Source organism: Lewinella cohaerens DSM 23179, assembly GCF_000379805.1.
Taxonomy (GTDB): domain Bacteria; phylum Bacteroidota; class Bacteroidia; order Chitinophagales; family Saprospiraceae; genus Lewinella; species Lewinella cohaerens.
Genome location: NZ_KB903543.1, coordinates 52,850 through 69,900, shown reverse-complemented (window position 1 = coordinate 69,900; position 17,051 = coordinate 52,850). Strand labels below are relative to the sequence as shown.

General features: G+C 47.9%; 8 protein-coding genes. 7 read left to right on the top strand and 1 reads right to left on the bottom strand.

Annotation, left to right across the window (positions count from 1 at the left end; genetic code table 11):
- The first annotated feature begins 109 nt into the window (after positions 1–109).
- The 3 genes from A3EU_RS0112265 (at position 110) to A3EU_RS0112250 (ending at position 4,531) form a co-directional block, all read left to right on the top strand.
- Entirely contained in the window at positions 110–1,834 is a 1,725-nt protein-coding gene (locus tag A3EU_RS0112265) for a histidine kinase (RefSeq protein ID WP_020536465.1), read from the top strand.
- 9 nt (positions 1,835–1,843) lie between these two features.
- A complete protein-coding gene (locus A3EU_RS0112260; RefSeq protein WP_020536464.1) occupies positions 1,844–2,542 on the top strand; it encodes a LytR/AlgR family response regulator transcription factor in 699 nt (232 codons plus the stop codon).
- A 1,476-nt stretch (positions 2,543–4,018) separates the two neighbouring features.
- Positions 4,019–4,531: a hypothetical protein gene (locus A3EU_RS0112250; RefSeq protein WP_020536462.1), complete on the top strand. Its 513-nt coding sequence runs from the start codon at positions 4,019–4,021 to the stop codon at positions 4,529–4,531.
- A gap of 149 nt (positions 4,532–4,680) precedes the next feature.
- Here the strand turns inward: A3EU_RS0112250 and A3EU_RS0112245 are convergent, their stop codons facing one another.
- The gene (locus A3EU_RS0112245) at positions 4,681–8,700 is read right to left on the bottom strand and encodes a DUF7619 domain-containing protein (RefSeq protein WP_020536461.1); all 4,020 of its coding nucleotides are present in this window, start codon (positions 8,698–8,700) and stop codon (positions 4,681–4,683) included.
- Between the two features lie 591 nt (positions 8,701–9,291).
- Here A3EU_RS0112245 and A3EU_RS0112240 point away from each other — a divergent pair.
- The 4 genes from A3EU_RS0112240 (at position 9,292) to A3EU_RS32750 (ending at position 16,886) form a co-directional block, all read left to right on the top strand.
- On the top strand, positions 9,292–10,677 hold the full coding sequence (locus A3EU_RS0112240) for a hypothetical protein (RefSeq protein ID WP_020536460.1): 1,386 nt from the start codon (positions 9,292–9,294) through the stop codon (positions 10,675–10,677).
- Positions 10,678–10,767: 90 nt separating this feature from the next.
- Positions 10,768–11,268: an NADAR family protein gene (locus A3EU_RS30255; protein ID WP_020536459.1), complete on the top strand. Its 501-nt coding sequence runs from the start codon at positions 10,768–10,770 to the stop codon at positions 11,266–11,268.
- A gap of 385 nt (positions 11,269–11,653) precedes the next feature.
- Positions 11,654–13,834 carry a hypothetical protein gene (locus tag A3EU_RS0112230; RefSeq protein ID WP_020536458.1) on the top strand — a complete coding sequence of 727 codons (2,181 nt, stop codon included), beginning with the start codon at positions 11,654–11,656 and terminating at the stop codon, positions 13,832–13,834.
- A gap of 148 nt (positions 13,835–13,982) precedes the next feature.
- Complete coding sequence (locus A3EU_RS32750; protein ID WP_052331302.1) at positions 13,983–16,886, top strand: ATP-binding protein; 2,904 nt, start codon at positions 13,983–13,985, stop codon at positions 16,884–16,886.
- Positions 16,887–17,051: the final 165 nt, after the last annotated feature.

Below are 17,051 nucleotides of genomic sequence, written 5' to 3'. Positions count from 1 at the left end.
CCCACAATTATCGGTGCTTCTTACTCCAAGTAAAAGCAAAAGTTTGCCAACTGCTCAGTACGCTTGCCAACGGCACTTGGTCGGTTGATTAATGCGCTATATTTGACTTATGAAAAAGCTATACTACTATATCTTCCCAATTTTGCTGGTTGTGATACTGTCCTCTTGCCAGGAGCGGGAAGACAATCCTATCTATGCGTGGGAAGAGGTGATGCTGGGCGATTCTACAGAATGGAAGGAGCTGTCTTATGATGATAGTCATTGGGATGGGCATTATAAGGATCCCACAGGTAAGGGCATCTTTTGGTCGCGAATGAGAGTGAAGTTGCCCCCGCAGGAAAAATCACGCAAAGGTTGCGGTATTCAGGTGTTTGCAACAGCCGCTTACGAAGCTTACTGGGATGGTGTCTATCTAGGCACCAATGGCCGGCTCGCAGAAGATGGTTTTTTTGAAATACCGGGTGATTACCAATGGTTCAGCTTGTTGCCCGATAGCCTAGTGGGAGATGGAGAGCACGTATTGGCATTGCGAAGTACTAAAGAAATTGAAGAGCCTGGGCAACACTCCTACGTTTTCTTTGACGATTATTTTAGGCTTACCCGCGGGCCGCTGCAAGTAAGCAAGTACATGTTTATGCTGGCAGGCTGCTTTCTCTTGACGGCCATCTATTTCCTGTTCTTTTTTGCAACCGAGCCCAAAGAGTTCGCTACGCTTATTTTTAGTGTGATTTGCTTTGTTTTCATGGGGATCATTATCATGGAATACCTCAAGTTGTTTCACATTTATCCTTATCCTTTTCAGCGTACTCGACTAGAGATCATTGATGCGCTACACTTTTCTCTTGGGATTTTGATTCCGCTGTTTTTTATGATCCATTTTAATTTTCCGTGGAAAGTTGTTGGCTTAGCGATCATCATAGCCGTTATTGGTTGGCTGGAATTTAAGTACTACAGTAATTTTGATTGGATAGCGCGAAAACATTCGACCCTGGCCTGGGTATGGTCGGTTTTATTGGTGGGCTATGCGATCTACGAAAAGAAAAAAGGCGCAATATGGGTAATGACAGGCTTGGTACTTTGTTTTATTGTAGTGAACCTTATGCCAGTAATTCCCTATTACTATATGTCGTCTTACGATGTGAGCATCTTCATCGCCTTTGTCATTATTGTACTCACCATGCTCTACGTAATGAGCCTGAAGCGCAAAGACGAACGTTTGGCTTATGAGGCATCGCTGGTCCGTTCTGAACGCCTGAAAAACGAGTTGCTCAAGAAAAATATCAAGCCTCACTTCATCATGAATACGCTGACCTCACTGATCGATTGGGTGGAAGAGTCGCCTAAAGAGGGAGCCGCCTTCATTCATGCACTGGCCGATGAATTTGAGCTGCTCAACGAAATTGCCGATTATCAACAGATTCCTATTGGGCAAGAGATTCGCCTTTGCAAAAACCACCTCAAAGTGATGGGCTACCGTAAAGAGATCAATTACTTGTGGGAACAAGAGGGGATTGATCCCAACGATATTATCCCGCCTGCCATCATTCACACTGCCGTGGAAAATGGCGTGACACATGGTTTGCCGAACGGAGAAGGTAATATCACTTTCCGACTGGTTTATGAAATAACAAAAGCGTACCGCCAGTATACCCTCACCACGGTGGCCCAACAAAGGGCAGCCTCAAAGTTTGCGAAAAACAGCACGGCGGGGCATGGTACCGGCTTGCGTTACATTCGAGCCCGCCTACAGGAGAGCTATCAGGATCGTTGGGAGCTAATTAATCAACCTGCTGAAGAGGGCTGGCAGATGATCATTAGGATCAAAACCCTATAAATAACACGCATGAATATCCTTATCATCGAAGACGAACACCGGATCGCGCGCCGCATCGAACGAATGCTTCGTAGTATTATGGGAAAAGAGATTACCTCTATCCAGCATTGCGATGCCCTGGAGGATGGGCAGGGATTTATCGCTCATCACAAAGTAGACCTCCTTTTTCTTGACCTCAACCTCAATGGAGAAGACGGCTTTGGAGTCTTGGAGTCGGTAGTTGCCGAGCCTTTTCCGACCATTATTATCTCCGCTTATCGTGATCAGGCCATTCGGGCTTTTGAGTATGGTGTACTGGATTTTGTACCCAAGCCCTTTTCAGAAGAACGCCTTGCACAAGCCGTTCAGCGTTTGCAAAAGCGAGAAAAACAAGCCAATACACTGAGGTACCTTGCTATCCAGAAGAAAGGCCGCCGTACGTTGATTCCGATAGCCGATATTTACTATATCCAAGGAGCGGGCGTCTATACCGAACTCCATTTAAAAGACGGTACGACGGCTATTCACAATAAAACGCTGGAAAACCTCGAACTCCTACTGCCCGAGCATTTTGTTCGCATCCATAAATCGTACTTGGTATCCATGCAAGAAGCTCGCGAAATTGTGATTGAGCCCGGCAGCAAATACAGCTTACGCCTAAACAATGAAGAGCAGTTGCCCATTGGGCGGACGCGGTACAAGGAAATTAAGAAACGGTGGTTTGGGTAGTGGGGCAAGGTGTTTTTACGAACCAAGGTATACGGGATTTGTTTTTTAATAAAACCTGTACAAATGCGTTCATTAATAATCTCTCTATTCTTACTAACCTCCTTGTCCTTAAATGCTCAGCTGCAAAAAGGGGGTAAATATTTCAATTCAGCCTTTGCAAACTTTGGGGGACTAGAGACTCCTAGTTACCTCACTAATAATTCTGATCTAGGGGGATCTTCTCTTTTCTTATCCCCTCTTTATGACGAATTTTCTTTGTTAGCTGCACCTGAGTATGGAGTGTTTGTCTCTGATCGGCTACTGTTGGGTGGAGGACTGTTAGGGGGCTATTTTTCAAATTTTGAAGATGATGTGATACTGGCCCGCTTAATCCCTTTTGTGCGTTATTATTTTAATCCGCAGGCGAACAATACTCACTTTTTTAGCGAGCTAGAGTTTGATTTTGCAACTAGGGTTTTTAATGGAGAATCCGATTATGGTTTAGGAGGCGATATTAGCTTCGGGCTAACTCATTTTCTTGGTGACGGTTTGGCCCTGGATGCTTTTCTTGCCTTACGTGACGATGACTTAAGAGAAGGCGAATTGCCTCTTCGCCTCTTCGCGGGTACATCACTGAGTATTTATTTTCAGCAAGGCCAGTGGGCCGGGCGCAAAGCTGCTGAGGCTGGCTTCAAAGCGGGCTCGTGGATGATCGGAGGAAGTACTTCTGGATTCACTTGGGAAACTACCGAAAATGGTAATCTCGGTTTTTCTATTCGCCCCAATGTCTACTACTTTGTGGGAGATTACTTAGCGGTAGGAGCTGGTGTTGGGTTTGACTTTCAACGGAGAAAGCTCGGTAGTCTTCAGAAAGTAACTTTTGCTGAGATACTGCTTAGTCCTCAAGTACGGTTTTACCTTTCGGAAACAGGAAGCCGATATCAATGGTTTGTAGCTGGTGGTGCAGGGTTTCTTATAGAAGAAAGTCGTTTTAAATCTGATATTCCTACGACCTTTCCTTCAAAAGAAAGCGCCCGAAGTTACGAGCTAGGATTGGGTTTTGGCTTAAATACTTTCCTTACGTCTAACGTTGCGTTAGAGCTGGGGCCCAATTTGCGTTACTTTGCTGATGACGAGAGCTANCGCATAGGTTTTGATATCGGGTTGCAGTATTTTATCAACAAAGCAGAAGGGGAGGATTAAGCACTAGGTGATAGCTGAGGGCTACCCTCAAATTCCCTTTCCGTATTTAGGTAAGCTTGAGATTCGAGGCCTTCGTGTTTCGCTATGTTTTTGACACAGTGCAGCCACAAAAGCCTAGCCAAGTGCTAAGCTCTTTTGGCTTTTGAAAAACTCGCGAATAGTATTTGGTCCATTGTATTTTAAAATGATAACAGCCAATCAAACTTCAACGAACAACAATCAACCAAAAGCAGCTACACTGTATCTTTTCTTTGAAAAAGCGTTATGAAATAAAGATCATTAAAAGGCTCTCTCATGGAAATCATCACCTCGAACGAAAATTGGTTCAGGCGCTATACAAGCATTCGGAATATTATCTTACTCGTATTGTTAGTGGTGGTAGGTTATGGGACCTTTTTCGAAAGTGCTCCATTGGTTATTAAAAACCTTGCCAGTTATGTGGGCCTCCCGGTGCTATTAACGCTGCTGGTTTTTGATTTTCTTCAAAAGCCTTCCCTCTTTGAACTACGAAAAGGCGAAGGACAACTAGCCATAGACCTCTACGTACCAGATGCGCGTTTCTTGTTTTTTTACAACCCCAAGAAAAAAAGGACTATCACCATTGCTAAAGACACCCAGATAAAGGTGATCGGTACCTATAAATCCCTTCCTTGGCAGAGGAAGGTGCAATTTTTTATCAAGCCCTCTAATGGCGAGTTATGGACAAGCCCTAAGCTGGATTTTAGCTGGGCCACCAAGGCTGACGTCGCGCTGGTGCTGGAAACAGCAACGCAGCATAATCAAGACAGCCAAGAAATGCTAATGTAGAACCCTCGACTATTTCGTTAAGAGCCACGGCTCGCCCATATCCTCCGCTTGGGCGGAGGTGGCCCGCAGGGTCGGAGGTGGGGCACTCAAGAAACAAGGACCATCAACCATCCAGCCAACAAACAAAAAAACCAACAAACAAACCACCCTTACTCTCGCACCACTTTCCAACTCTTGGTACCATGCTGCGTCGTCACCTGCAAGGAATAAATGCCGGACGGGTATTTGCTCATGACTATCGGGTTCAGCGCCTGGTAGGGGGCTAGCTGCTCTTGCCAGCATACTTGTCCCATACTATTCATCAGCGTCCATGTTTGTGAGCTGCCATTTTGCTGCTGCATCACCTGAAGGTTACTGCGTACGGGGTTGGGATATACTTGCGTATCCGCAAATGCGTCAGGGCTGTTGGTACTCGTGAGCACATCAATCAAATAGGTCACCAGACTGTCACAGCCATTCACGGCAACATAGCCAATGGTGATACTTGTGTCGTTGGTGATCAAAATATCCTGGAAATATTCGCCCACAGGAATTTCCAGATCAACAGAGAAGGCCGTTTCCGAAACATTGAAATGCACAAAATGGATGCTGTCGTATTCGACGAAAGACACGAAAATCTCTATACTGGTATCTTGCAAAATAGGCAGGCCATAGTACAGCTCTCCAGCACACCAGTCCAGTCGTTCACTACTGGCTACAACTGGTTTGCGGATGGTATGATCAACCGTATTGGTGACAATCGCATCATTGAAGTCAAAGTAAATATGGGCCGTGTTTTCAATGGTCGTACCCGGTAGGATACTTGTTTTGGGCCTTATCGAAAATTCCACAAATCCGTGCGAACCTGGTTCGTTGGTGGTACTATCAGGGAGTAGAATGTCCGCAAAGGTAAAGGTCAGTGCCCGCTCCGGCGTAAGCTCCCAAGTGAATGGATGAGAGGCTCCCTTAATGTCAATGCTGCTTAAATCCAGCGCTTCTGAGAGCGTGTCGGCGATGACCACTTCGTAAGCAACATCGTTACCGGTGTTCTGAAACTGAATCATATAATTCAGCGTCCAATCTTTATCGATCAAATGCTCCGGCCCCACCCCGGCCGGCAAAGCAGTCTTGATATTAGGGTCGTAAGAATTAACAGCCGGGGCGCAAAAGACACCAGAGAAAGGGTCGCCGTCATTCATAGGAAGCTGCATCACAAAGCTGCCGTCCGATGTGCTATTGCAATTCGCTACCACTGCCGATACTTCGTTGTACACCGGGTGGCCAGGCGTTTGGTCGGCCTCTAGTCTCAAGCCTTCTCCCTGTACTTCGTATTGTAGCACCTGAGAGGCACCCGCAGGCAATTGGTAATCATCAACCTCTAGCATCAGAATGATGTCATCAATCACTATTTCTACCCGCAGTTGGGCAGGGGCCGACATGCCGCCAGCGCCGATATTCTCCAGCTGAAAATAAATGCTATCATTCTCGCAGTAACCACTGGCCGTAATCAAAGAACCATCCCACAAAGGATCGGGCGCGCAGAGTTCTTCCGAAAGGAGCGATACTTCCACACACGGGAAATCGCCAATCTCCACTCCTTCACAGGCCAGAAATACGTCAAGCGTAAACTGGCCACACTCAAACAAATCAAGCGTTTCCAAATCGAAATAGAGTACCCCGTTGGCATCCTCTGTATAAGGCACAGAAGCTGTGTCTATCGTCAAAACAGGGTCTAGCGTGATGGTGAAAATCACGTCTTCGGCAGGCAATGCCCCATTGTTACAATAGTCAACCGTGATGGTGCGCGATTGGCAAACTCGCAGTGGTGGTATCGTCACATCCCAGTCTATAAACGGGCAGTCACCTTGCGGTTGCATAAAGAAATCCGTAGTGGTCGAATCTCCAAGCGTTGTCACTTGCAAAAGTGTATCCGTAAAGCAAGAGGCCCAGAAAGCAGAGGGAGAAACCGCATTCAGGGTGTAATCCCCCAATAGTACCGGTAGCCAGTAGTAACCTTGGCTGTCCGTAGAGACCGCGTAATTAAAGGTAGCACTGCTCACTTCTACCAGCCAGTTGGCGATGCCTGTTTCATCATTGGTTTCACTACAGCTCAGGTCGGTGTCGGCGATTACCCTGCCTACGAGACTATGGTGAGGCGTATCTGCAAAACAGTTTTGTAAAAGGTCTTCAATTTCATTACAGCCTTCGGCATTTCCGGATAAAATGACGTTGCCGCCAGTCACGATATAATCACAAATATTTTCCTGTCCACAGACGGCCAACAGCGGATTGTCAACGAGTTCTATACGATCGATACCCGTAAAATCGATGTTTTCTGTTCCTTGCAAGCTGGCCAACGCATGATTGCCATCCATTTGGAAGTAGCTGCCGATAGTGGTCAGGTTACTGAGCGCCGAGAGGTCTTCGAGGGAGTAATTCCTGATCCATAAATAGCTACCTATAGTGGTTAGCGACTCCAAGCCTGCCAGCGATTCAAGGTTTTGGTTGCTTAGGAGAGAAAAATAACCACCAATGCTTTCTAGTGCTCCCAAGCCGGTAAGGTTAGGGAGTTGAAACTGGTTCCAGATTTCTACACCTCCACCAATCGTCGTCAGGTTATCCAAACCCGATAGACTGGTAAGGCCATTGTTGCCGTTTATTCTCAGTGATCCAGGGAGGTTCGTTAGGCTTTCCAACCCACTCAGGTTAGTTAGGTTGTCGTTGTTATAAATTTGAACAAGACCGGTAATGTTGCTCAGGTTATTGAGCCCGGAAAGGCTAGTGAGAGAAACATTGTACTCCAAAATAAAATAAGACTCAATGCTGGTGAGGTTGTCGAGCCCGGCCATGTTTATCAGATCACCATTCGCGGTGATTTCCAATTGGTCGTTAATGACGGTGATGCCTTCCAGGCCATTCAAGCTCACCAATTCGGCGTTTTTGTCAATAATGACATGGCCTCCAATTGAGGTAAGCTGTTCGATCCCACTCAGACTTAGTAGCCCATCATTGTCTTTAATCTCAAAATCTGTCCCTACACTAGCAAGCGAAGAAAGCCCTTGCAGGTTGGTCAAGCCATCATTCTGAATAATCAGTAACCTTGTCCCTATCGAGGCGAGGTTGTCCAGGCCAGCAAAGGACTGTAGGTGTTCATTACCCGATATGGTAAATAGGTAAGTAACCTCCGTGAGTCCTTCTAGTCCGGTAAAATCAGCGAGCGCCGAATTCGAGACAGCGGCTAAGCTACCAACAGTGTTTAGGTTTTCCAGCCCTTCCAAATTTAAGAGCTGCTCATTACTGACAATGTTGAGTAAGCCCCCAATGGATGCAAGCGAGGAGCTGGTAAACAAGCGCTCAACGAGTGGCAGTTGGCTGATCGTAAAGTTACCTCCAATACTGGTAATACCCGCGATGTCATCAAGGTTTTGCAACTGGGGCAGGATCGTCAGCTGGACATCCCCTGTGATGGAGGTGAAATTTTCTAAGCCCTCCAGTGAAGTCAATGCAGCATTGTAAATGATAATGCTTCCTCCCAGGCTGGTAAAAGAGGTCAGTTGGGCTATGCTTGCCAAGGCAGGATTATCACTAAGCTCCAGGTCGGTACCAATAGCGCTGAGGTTTTCCAAACCCGCCAGGTTTTGTAAAACGGGGTTGAGATATACTCTGAATCCTCCCCCAACGCTGGTCAAGCTTTCCAGTCCCGCAAGGCTATTTAGCAGCTGTTGGTCCGCAATGTTTACGTCGCCACCCACAAGGTCCAGGCTGTTGAGTCCATCTACGGAGGTGAGTGCTAAGTTGGAGATCAAGCGCAGATCACCGCCAATCAAGGTCAGGTTTTCTAGCCCGGTAAGGTCTACCAAGCTTTCATTGTCGTACAGCGACAGATTGTTGTAGATCGCCGTCAAATTGTCTAGTCCCGATAAACTCGTGAGGCTCGCCGTCGCATCAATAAATACATACCCGGCCACTTCGGTAAGCTGGCTCAGTCCGGCCAAACTGGTAATGTCTCCGGGAATAGTCTCTCTGATCTTAAGGTCATGTTGCAAAATAGTACAGCCAGGGTAGGTGGCCGCAAAATCATCAATTTCTTGCTGACTTGACAACACAATATCTCCTGTAGGGCAGGTCTGTGCCTGCAATTGCAAGCCCGAAAATACCACTAGTAAACACAAGATCAGCACTTTTTTCATCGCTATTGTTTTTTGAAAACTTTTCCAACACTACAAAAGTGCCTCTTCTTATCGGCTTTCAAAAGAACATTATTTTTGTTTAGTACATATTTTATGAGAAATAAATAGCTGATATTCAATAATTAAAATATATTTGAGTACAGATTAGTTGACTGTGTTGAGCCTTGCCTGTTCAGTCGGTACAGTGTTGTATTGGTTCTGAATGCCGTCAAAATTCGATCCTAGCTAGAGCAAATCCACTGTCCTCCTTTGGAGGAGGTGTCCGGAGGACGGAGGAGGACAACCATTCGCCGATAGGCTATCCTCCCTCAATTCTTTGAATTGATCCCGGCAGCGGGATACATGGGTGGCTGCTAGTAGCTAAACATGGAAGCTGTTCATGAATGTGTGTATTAGGTCATCAGTTATTGAAAAAACGCTGCGGACTTTGTGTCTCTGCGCGAGATACCCAATCTTGGATATTCTCTACTTTGGGGGCCTCCCTCCTTATCAGTCGGGCGCTACGTTTCGCAGTTCGCTATTCGCTCAGCCCTTACGGGCCTGGCCCTGCAGGGCCAGCTACTGCACATCGCTAGGCCAAAATCATAATCGATGAAACTCTTCCAAGTCCTTCACCAGCTCAATTCCCGCGAGCAAACCCAGTTTCGGCATTTCGTCGATTCTCCGTTATTCAACAAGCGCGAGGATTTAAAACAGCTGTTGGACTACTGGCTAGCCAGAAAAGGCCGCGCTGCTCCACCTGAGGATCATTGGCAAGCATTGTTTCCCAATCAGCCATTTTCTCGCAACCAATGGAACTTGCTGGCTTCTCGCCTGTTCAAGCTGCTCGAAGAGTTCCTTGCACTCCAGCAAATCCGCAAAGACGAGGCGCAGACCAAGTTTCACCTCGCCAAAGCCTATCGCAAGTTACAACAGGAAAAATACTTTGCCGAAGCCATCCGGGATGCAGGCTTGGCCCTCGAGAAGCAGGATTTTCGCGATACGGCCTACCTCCAAAATCGGCACGACTTCTCTTTCGAGCGCTACGACTATATCCTGAGTAGCAACCGTAAAGCCAAAACCAACCTACAAGAAGTCAGCAATGAACTCGACGCTTACTTTTTGGCGGCCAAACTCCGGCAGGCTTGCAACGCCCTCTCTCGGCAGACCATCAACCCCGAGCAATACACCATTGGCCTTTTGCCCGAAGTCTTGGCTTATGTCGAAAAGCATCCGGCTTACCTTCAGGTGCCAGCCATTGCCATCTACTACTATTGCTATCGCGCCATCAATGCCAAAGAGGAAGAAACCTATTTCAGCCGATTTCGGGAAGCCATTGAAAGTTACCAGCAATATTTTCCGCCTTACGAGATGCGCGACCTGTACACTTTTGTCATCAATGTCTATATCCGAAAGCTCAACACCGGAGCGAAAATCTACGCAGAGGAGGCCTTTGCTCTCTATCGCTTAAGCCTGGCTCAGGGCTACCTCCTGGATGATGGAGTATTGCTGGAAAGTACCTACGTCAACATCGTTGTGCTGGCTGCAATACTGGGTGATTACCAGTGGGCCGTCCGTTTTGTAAAGGAGTATCAGCCCTCGCTGAAACCCGAGTTTCGGGTGCCGCTTTACCATTTTTGCCTGGGTAGAATCTACTATGAGCAAGGCGAGCAAGAAAAAAGCCTCCGCCAGTTGGTATTGGTGGATACCAAAGCCTCTTTTATTTACTTGGGCGCTCGCGTCCTACAACTCAAAATCTACTACGAATTGGGGGAATACAATCCGCTGGAAAGCTTGCTGGAAAGTCTCCGTGTTTATTTGCAACGTAGCAAGGATCTAGGTTACCGCAAGGCGCACTACCATCACCTGCTGGCTTTTACCCGCCAGTTGCTACAGCTCCCCACGATGGACAAAGCAGCCCGCACCGCCTTCCGTCAGCGCATCGAAGCCGCAGAGGTTTTTGGCGAGAAGGAGTGGTTTTTGCGGCAGGTAAGGTAGCTTCTTCAAGGAACGAAAAAAGAAAGCTTGTTGTTCCTGGCTTTGGATACAGTTCTCTTAGCTGGACTTTCGGCATTAGAATGATAAGTGATGATCAGAGAATTTAAAAAAGAATACAGATGGTTAAGCAATTTCGCACCCTGTGAAATTACTTTCAATGGAATGCTATTTGCTTCCGTTGAACACGCCTACATGAGCGCTAAATCCAATGACATGGAATGGAAGAAATTCTGTGCGGACTCGAATAATTCTCCAGGCACCGTAAAGAAGAAGAGCAAGGAAATTGAACTTAGGGAGGATTGGCAATCGGTCAAAGTGGAGGTGATGGGCCAGTTGTTGAAGATGAAATTTTCACAACGGCCCTACCAGCGTTTGCTATTGAAGACAGGTGACCTTTATATTCAAGAGGGCAATTGGTGGGGCGATACATTCTGGGGCGTAGATTTAAAAACCAATACGGGCGAAAACAATTTAGGGATATTGATAATGGCTATTCGGGAGGAATTGGAGGAGGAATCGAGAAAAAATCTGCCGCAAATAATGGTTAAAAGGGTGATAAGCTTCTTTCGTCGCTTGCTGCGGTTGGGCTAGTCGCGATGCCTAGGGCAAATTCAGTAAATACGTCTTTCTAAAGGGCACATTTATGAATTTGCCCTTTAATCCAAAACCCGCGTACCGACGTAGGAGGGGAGCACGGCGGACGGAGGAGCACAGCCAGGGATGGCAGCATCCCCCTTGTGGGGTGCGAACAGCCCGGCCCCGCCGTCAGGCCGGGGGGATGCAAAATAAATACACAACTATTGGTAACGCAGCCTTTTTCATGGGTATAAAAGGGTACAATTAACAACTGAAGTACTCCTGGTTTATAAAAATCCATCGCGGAAAGTATTGATCGTTGTATATGAAAAAAAAACTCCGTGCCTCCGCGTCTCTGTGGCTAATAAACCAAGTACCAACACCTTAAAACCCAAAAACCATGGCTAAGAAGTCTTTAACTAAGGACAATTCCTGCGTGGAATTGCCCGAAGGATTAATCGCGTTGGCGTATAATAAAGACGGTCACCTGCTGGCCCGCACCCAACCCAAAGACAATAAACTTTATTTTAAGCTGGAACCCGAGGAGCTGCGGTATGCGCGGGTCTTTGTGATGCCAGAACCACCCAAAGGGCTGGAGCCCAAGAGCTTGGCCGCTGCCGAGCGCCTGCAAGCCTACGAACCCACCATTCGGTTGGGCAAGAAGAATGAAATCGATATTTCGCGTGTCCCTGATCAGCTGGTTCAGCGCTGGTGGTGGTACCGCTGCTGTACGCAGGGCCGGGTGACCAAGCGCTTCCTGATTGATGGTAGCTGGCAGGATATGCCCCTGTGTAATGCCCTTGTACATATCTGTGAGGTAGACCCCTTCCTGCGACTAGTGCCCCACGTTCCTGATCATATTCTGGATCGTTTTCGTGATATACTTCTGGAACGCGTCCCCATTCCAATTCCGTACCCGATTATTGATCCGCCGTTTTTTGAAGAGCAGCCTTTACCCCTGCCGCCGCGCCCGTTTGCGCGATTGGCTACGCAAGAGCTTAGGTCTATCGGCGGGCAACCCATTCAGCAACAAACTGCCAGTTTGGCGACGATTAACTTGCCCCAAGAAGTACGTCTGCAACTGAATAACGCCAGCGCCGAGCAGATGCGTAACCTGATCATTGACCAGCGGGCGGTATTTATGCCTTACCTGTGCTTGTGGCCCATGTTTTGGCCTTGGTTTTATCGTTGTGACGAAATAACAACGGTACGCACCGACTTTAATGGTCGCTTTGAGGCCTGTTTTTGGCAGCAGATTTTTGAAGAAAAAGCCGACCTCTACTTTTGGGTAGAGTACGAAATTCATGGCGAGCTTACCACCGTTTACAAGCCACCAATTCCTTGCTACACGCATTGGAATTACGAATGCGGCAAAGAGGTAAACATCCGCGTGACCGATCCCCGCGTACCTATGGGCTGTTTTGAGCCACTTGCCGGAGAGATTGCCTGGGTGAAGACCATCGGTTGGGGTGCACAAGTGAGCCACATCGAGCAGCAGTTGGCAGCCAGTATCTCCCAGCAGGGAAGAACCTTCCGTACCGCGGGACTGACCCGCTACGCAACGAGTAGTCTGGGGTACGGATTGGCGAACAAGCATGTGCGTCCATTTGCGAGTAACCTGGCCTTGGTGGTGCAGTTTGGTAGCGGCTTCCCTAGTGGCAACGTCACTCACTACAGGTGGTCGTATCGCAAGACGCACAACGATAAACTTATAGGTGCTTCTGTTTCTGATCAGCAATGGGTGCCATTGGATACCCGCACGATGAGCAAAGCTTACACCATAGAGGTGACCAGCGGCGTAGTGACGAGTTTCCAGACCCAACATTTCCCGATGGGACCGTTCCCGATTGGTAGTGTGCAGGGGTACAAGATACCACCCGTGTCACCAAAAGGAGCCGATGTAGCCAACAACTCAACGGCTGAATGGAACCAGAATACGGTGACCATGATCGTAGATACCACCTCGTTGAAGGGCGACGGCCTCTACGAGTTCAAGCTGGAGTTCTTCAACGCAGCGGGTGTACGCCAGAATGTAGCTGATACTGTGAATCAAATCTCGAATCCGGCAAATATCGGGGAGTCGCAGCCTGCCAATAGTGCTTATCTGTTATCTGCGGGAGAGGACAGCTTCCGGCCATTCCGTATGAAAGTGCGGGTAGATAACCAGAAAAGCACCGCCACGATCTACAATGTAGAAGTGGATGGGCGGGCTTCGTCTACCGAGTGTGGTTTTGTGAAATACAACGACAAAGCCAGCTCTGATGTCAATTTCCGAATTCGGGCGAGCCACCCCAATGATTTTGCCATCTTTAGGTTCAATGTGGCACGTGGCAACAGCAGCGACCCACTGGCAAGCGCCGATACCGGCGGAATGGTGATTGGTTCGACCAGTAACTATACCCTGGGGGCAGACGACATTTACCGCAACAAGGTCAAGGTAGCTACCCTGTTGGGTACTTGTCCGGACAAGGCCGCTTTCGCGGAACACCTCCATGTAGATGGCCTGCACACCAACGGCACCTCGATCCTGAATAGCTTTGATGCTTCGGATCTGGCTGCCTTTGCTTTGGAGCCGGCGTAGTTTTATAAGTGTTTTTTACCACATAGCCACATAGTTTCTAAAACTCATGTGGCTATGTGGTATTAAACCTATTGAATAGTTTGAGGATTAACGTAAATTAGTTGATAGATAATGGTTTAGAGCATTGCTGAAGACTAACACCTACGTTATGAAAACACCTGTTCTGCTACTTTTAATGGGGAGTTTTAGCCTATTATTGACGGGTGGCCTGGTCGCTCAGACCAGCTACCGTGATAGCCTTATCCAGGAATTGGCTATGGAGCCAGATGCCGAAACCCGCATTCGGCTAAAGCTGAGCTTGGCTCGTGAGTATGATATGCGTGACACCTCGCTGCGGATTGCCAATGAGATTATGGCCGAATCCAAAGCCATCGGATTCCTGAAAGGGGAGGCCTTCGCCCACGAAATCCGAAGTTATGCTTTCTACAATATGGACCGAATGGCGGAGTCTTTGGTAGAAGACAGTATGCATATTTTAGTACAACAGCAGTTGGGGAATACTTTTGCGGTAGGAGCGATTCACCATGCGATGGGCTCGACTTATTCAGCCATGCGCAAGCTGGATTTGGCGATTGTACATTTGCTAAAGGCAGTGGAAGTGCTAGAGGCAGAAGAAAACTACGAGTGGCTGGCTCGTGTGTACAATGATCTTGGGGAGGCATTTGACTTAAGTGAGCAACCTGAGCAAGCCCTTTTCTATTTGCGAGAAGGTTTGACTTTGCGCAAAAAACATATGAACCCCTCAGAATGGCATTATGCCTATACCGATCTGGGTAATTTTTTTTCTACGGATGACCAACTAGATAGTGCCTTGTTTTATCACCAGTTGGCGCTGGAAAGTGCACAGTTGGGAGAGGATGTAGTAAGTGCTGCAATTGCTTATCAAAATACGGGCAACGCGCTATTGATTGCCGGAAAAAATGAAGAAGCAATTCCTTACTTGCTAAAGGCCAATCAATATTTTGAAGACACAGACCGCATACAGTATCTCGCTCCGAATTACAATGCTATCGGAGAAACCTATCTTAATCTAGGGCTTTATGCCGAAGCTATTGACTACCTCAACCGCAGCCTGAAAATGACGCGCGAAAATGGGCCATTGAACCTGGCTCAGGATTCTCATGGGATATTGGCGCGCCTCTTCGAACAGCGAGGAGATTATCAGCAGGCCTACGTTCATTTGCAGCAGCAAAAAATACTGCAAGACAGTCTGCTACAGGAGCAAAACCTGGAGGTCATTGCCGGACTGGAACGCAAGTATCAAAATGAACAGCAAAAGACCCAATTGGCCGAACAGGCGCTGGAGTTGGAGCGGCAAAGCCGATTGCGGAACTACACCTTGCTAGGTGCCGCTCTTTTCGCGTTGGTACTGATGAGCGTTTTTCAGTTCGTCCGTAACCGGCAGAGAAGCCGTGTTCGAGAGGCTGCCTTGGAGGCTCAGCTAGAACGCGCCGAAGCAGATAAACTGAGAAGTCTGGATCAACTGAAATCTACCTTCTTTGCGAACATCAGCCACGAATTTCGCACGCCGCTGACCCTCATTTTAGGCCCTGTGCAACAAGCTCTTGAGGGAATGAATAAACGATTTGATGCTGAGGTACCGGAAAACGTGACGATGAAGACCCGCTACCTGCAATTGATCGAACGAAGTACACAACGCCTTTTGTTGTTGGTAAACCAGCTGCTGGATTTATCTCGAATTGATGGCGGTCAAATTCAGCTTCATCTGCAAAAGGGGGAGTTATTACCGCTGCTACGGGCACTGGTTTATTCTTTTGAAAGCTTGGCCGAACGGCAGCATATTGATTATGAAATAAGCTTCCCTGAACAGCTGCCACAAGCCATCTTTGATCGGGATAAGTGGGAGAAAATATTGGTCAATCTGCTTTCCAATGCCTTTAAGTTTACGCCGGAAGGTGGGCGGGTTACTTTTCTGGCGGAAGCCAAAGCAGGGGGCTTGCAAATACAGGTTACTGATTCTGGGCCAGGTATTAAAGCCGCAGACCTGGATCGTATTTTCGACCGTTTTTACCAGGTAGAAGGTACCGAAGCACGCGGTACCGGTATTGGTTTGGCGCTGGTGCAGGAGCTGGTCACGATGCTGGACGGACAGATACAAGTAGAGAGTGAAATAGGAGAGGGGACGACCTTCCTATTGTTATTGCCTTTCTTGCCGGAGCATTTTCCGCAATTGGATATTGAGGCACTGGAGGAAGGTTTGGCAGAGGCTGTTCCGTTGGCACTTCCTGGTTTTCCGTCGCCAGCCACCAGTGGTGCTATCGCTGGAGGTGTAAACGATGAAGTACCGACTGTTTTGATCGTAGAGGACAATGTTGATCTAAGGAGCTATATCGCCGAACAACTGGGAAGCAGTTATCACATCATCACCGCCGAAAATGGGCGAGTAGGCCTTGATCTGGCAGTTGAACACACTCCTGACCTGATCGTGAGCGATGTAATGATGCCCAAAATGGATGGTTTTGAACTGTGCGAAACCCTGAAGTCTGATGAGCGGACGAGTCATATTCCGGTTATTCTCCTCACTGCCAAGGCGGGCCAAGAACATAAACTGACTGGCCTGGAAACCGGTGCTGATGAGTACCTGACCAAGCCTTTTGATGGTCGTGAGTTGCAGCTGCGAGTACAGAACCTTATCCGTCAGCGGGCACAATTGCGCGAGCGCTATGGGCGTACCATGTCGTTGCAACCCGCCGAAGTAGCGGTTACCTCTGCTGATGAACAATTTATTCAAAAGGTTCAAACTGCCATTGAAGACAATCTCGACAATGAGCAGTTTTCGGTAGAGGACCTGGCTGCTGCGGTAGCCTTTAGTCGTAGTCAGCTACACCGCAAGTTGAAAGCCCTGACGGATCAATCNCCCACGGTGATCATCCGCAATTTTCGCCTCCAGCGTGCCAAGCACCTCTTGGAGCAGGGAGCAGGTACCGTTTCAGAAATTGCCCTGGAAGTGGGCTTTGGTAACCTCTCCTATTTTTCTAAAACCTTTAAATCTGCTTTCGGGGTCTTACCGAGTGAGGTGGGGGAGGAGTGATCTTATTTTTTATAGCGACGGAAGCACGAACCTGCCTGCCTGCAAGCTGGCCTTGCAGGCAGGAACACTAAATTTTACAAAAGTGCACCGTAGTCCCTAGGTTACGATGTACTATCTTGTTGGTTTCCCGGTTAGAGAGCAAGAGGTTAGATGGTCAGGGAGCCA

Coding starts and splice junctions, on each gene's coding strand:
- A3EU_RS0112265 (WP_020536465.1), top strand. CDS start 110: ATGAAAAAGCTATACTACTATATCTTCCCAATTTTGCTGGTTGTGATA.
- A3EU_RS0112260 (WP_020536464.1), top strand. CDS start 1,844: ATGAATATCCTTATCATCGAAGACGAACACCGGATCGCGCGCCGCATC.
- A3EU_RS0112250 (WP_020536462.1), top strand. CDS start 4,019: ATGGAAATCATCACCTCGAACGAAAATTGGTTCAGGCGCTATACAAGC.
- A3EU_RS0112245 (WP_020536461.1), bottom strand. CDS start 8,700: ATGAAAAAAGTGCTGATCTTGTGTTTACTAGTGGTATTTTCGGGCTTG.
- A3EU_RS0112240 (WP_020536460.1), top strand. CDS start 9,292: ATGAAACTCTTCCAAGTCCTTCACCAGCTCAATTCCCGCGAGCAAACC.
- A3EU_RS30255 (WP_020536459.1), top strand. CDS start 10,768: ATGATCAGAGAATTTAAAAAAGAATACAGATGGTTAAGCAATTTCGCA.
- A3EU_RS0112230 (WP_020536458.1), top strand. CDS start 11,654: ATGGCTAAGAAGTCTTTAACTAAGGACAATTCCTGCGTGGAATTGCCC.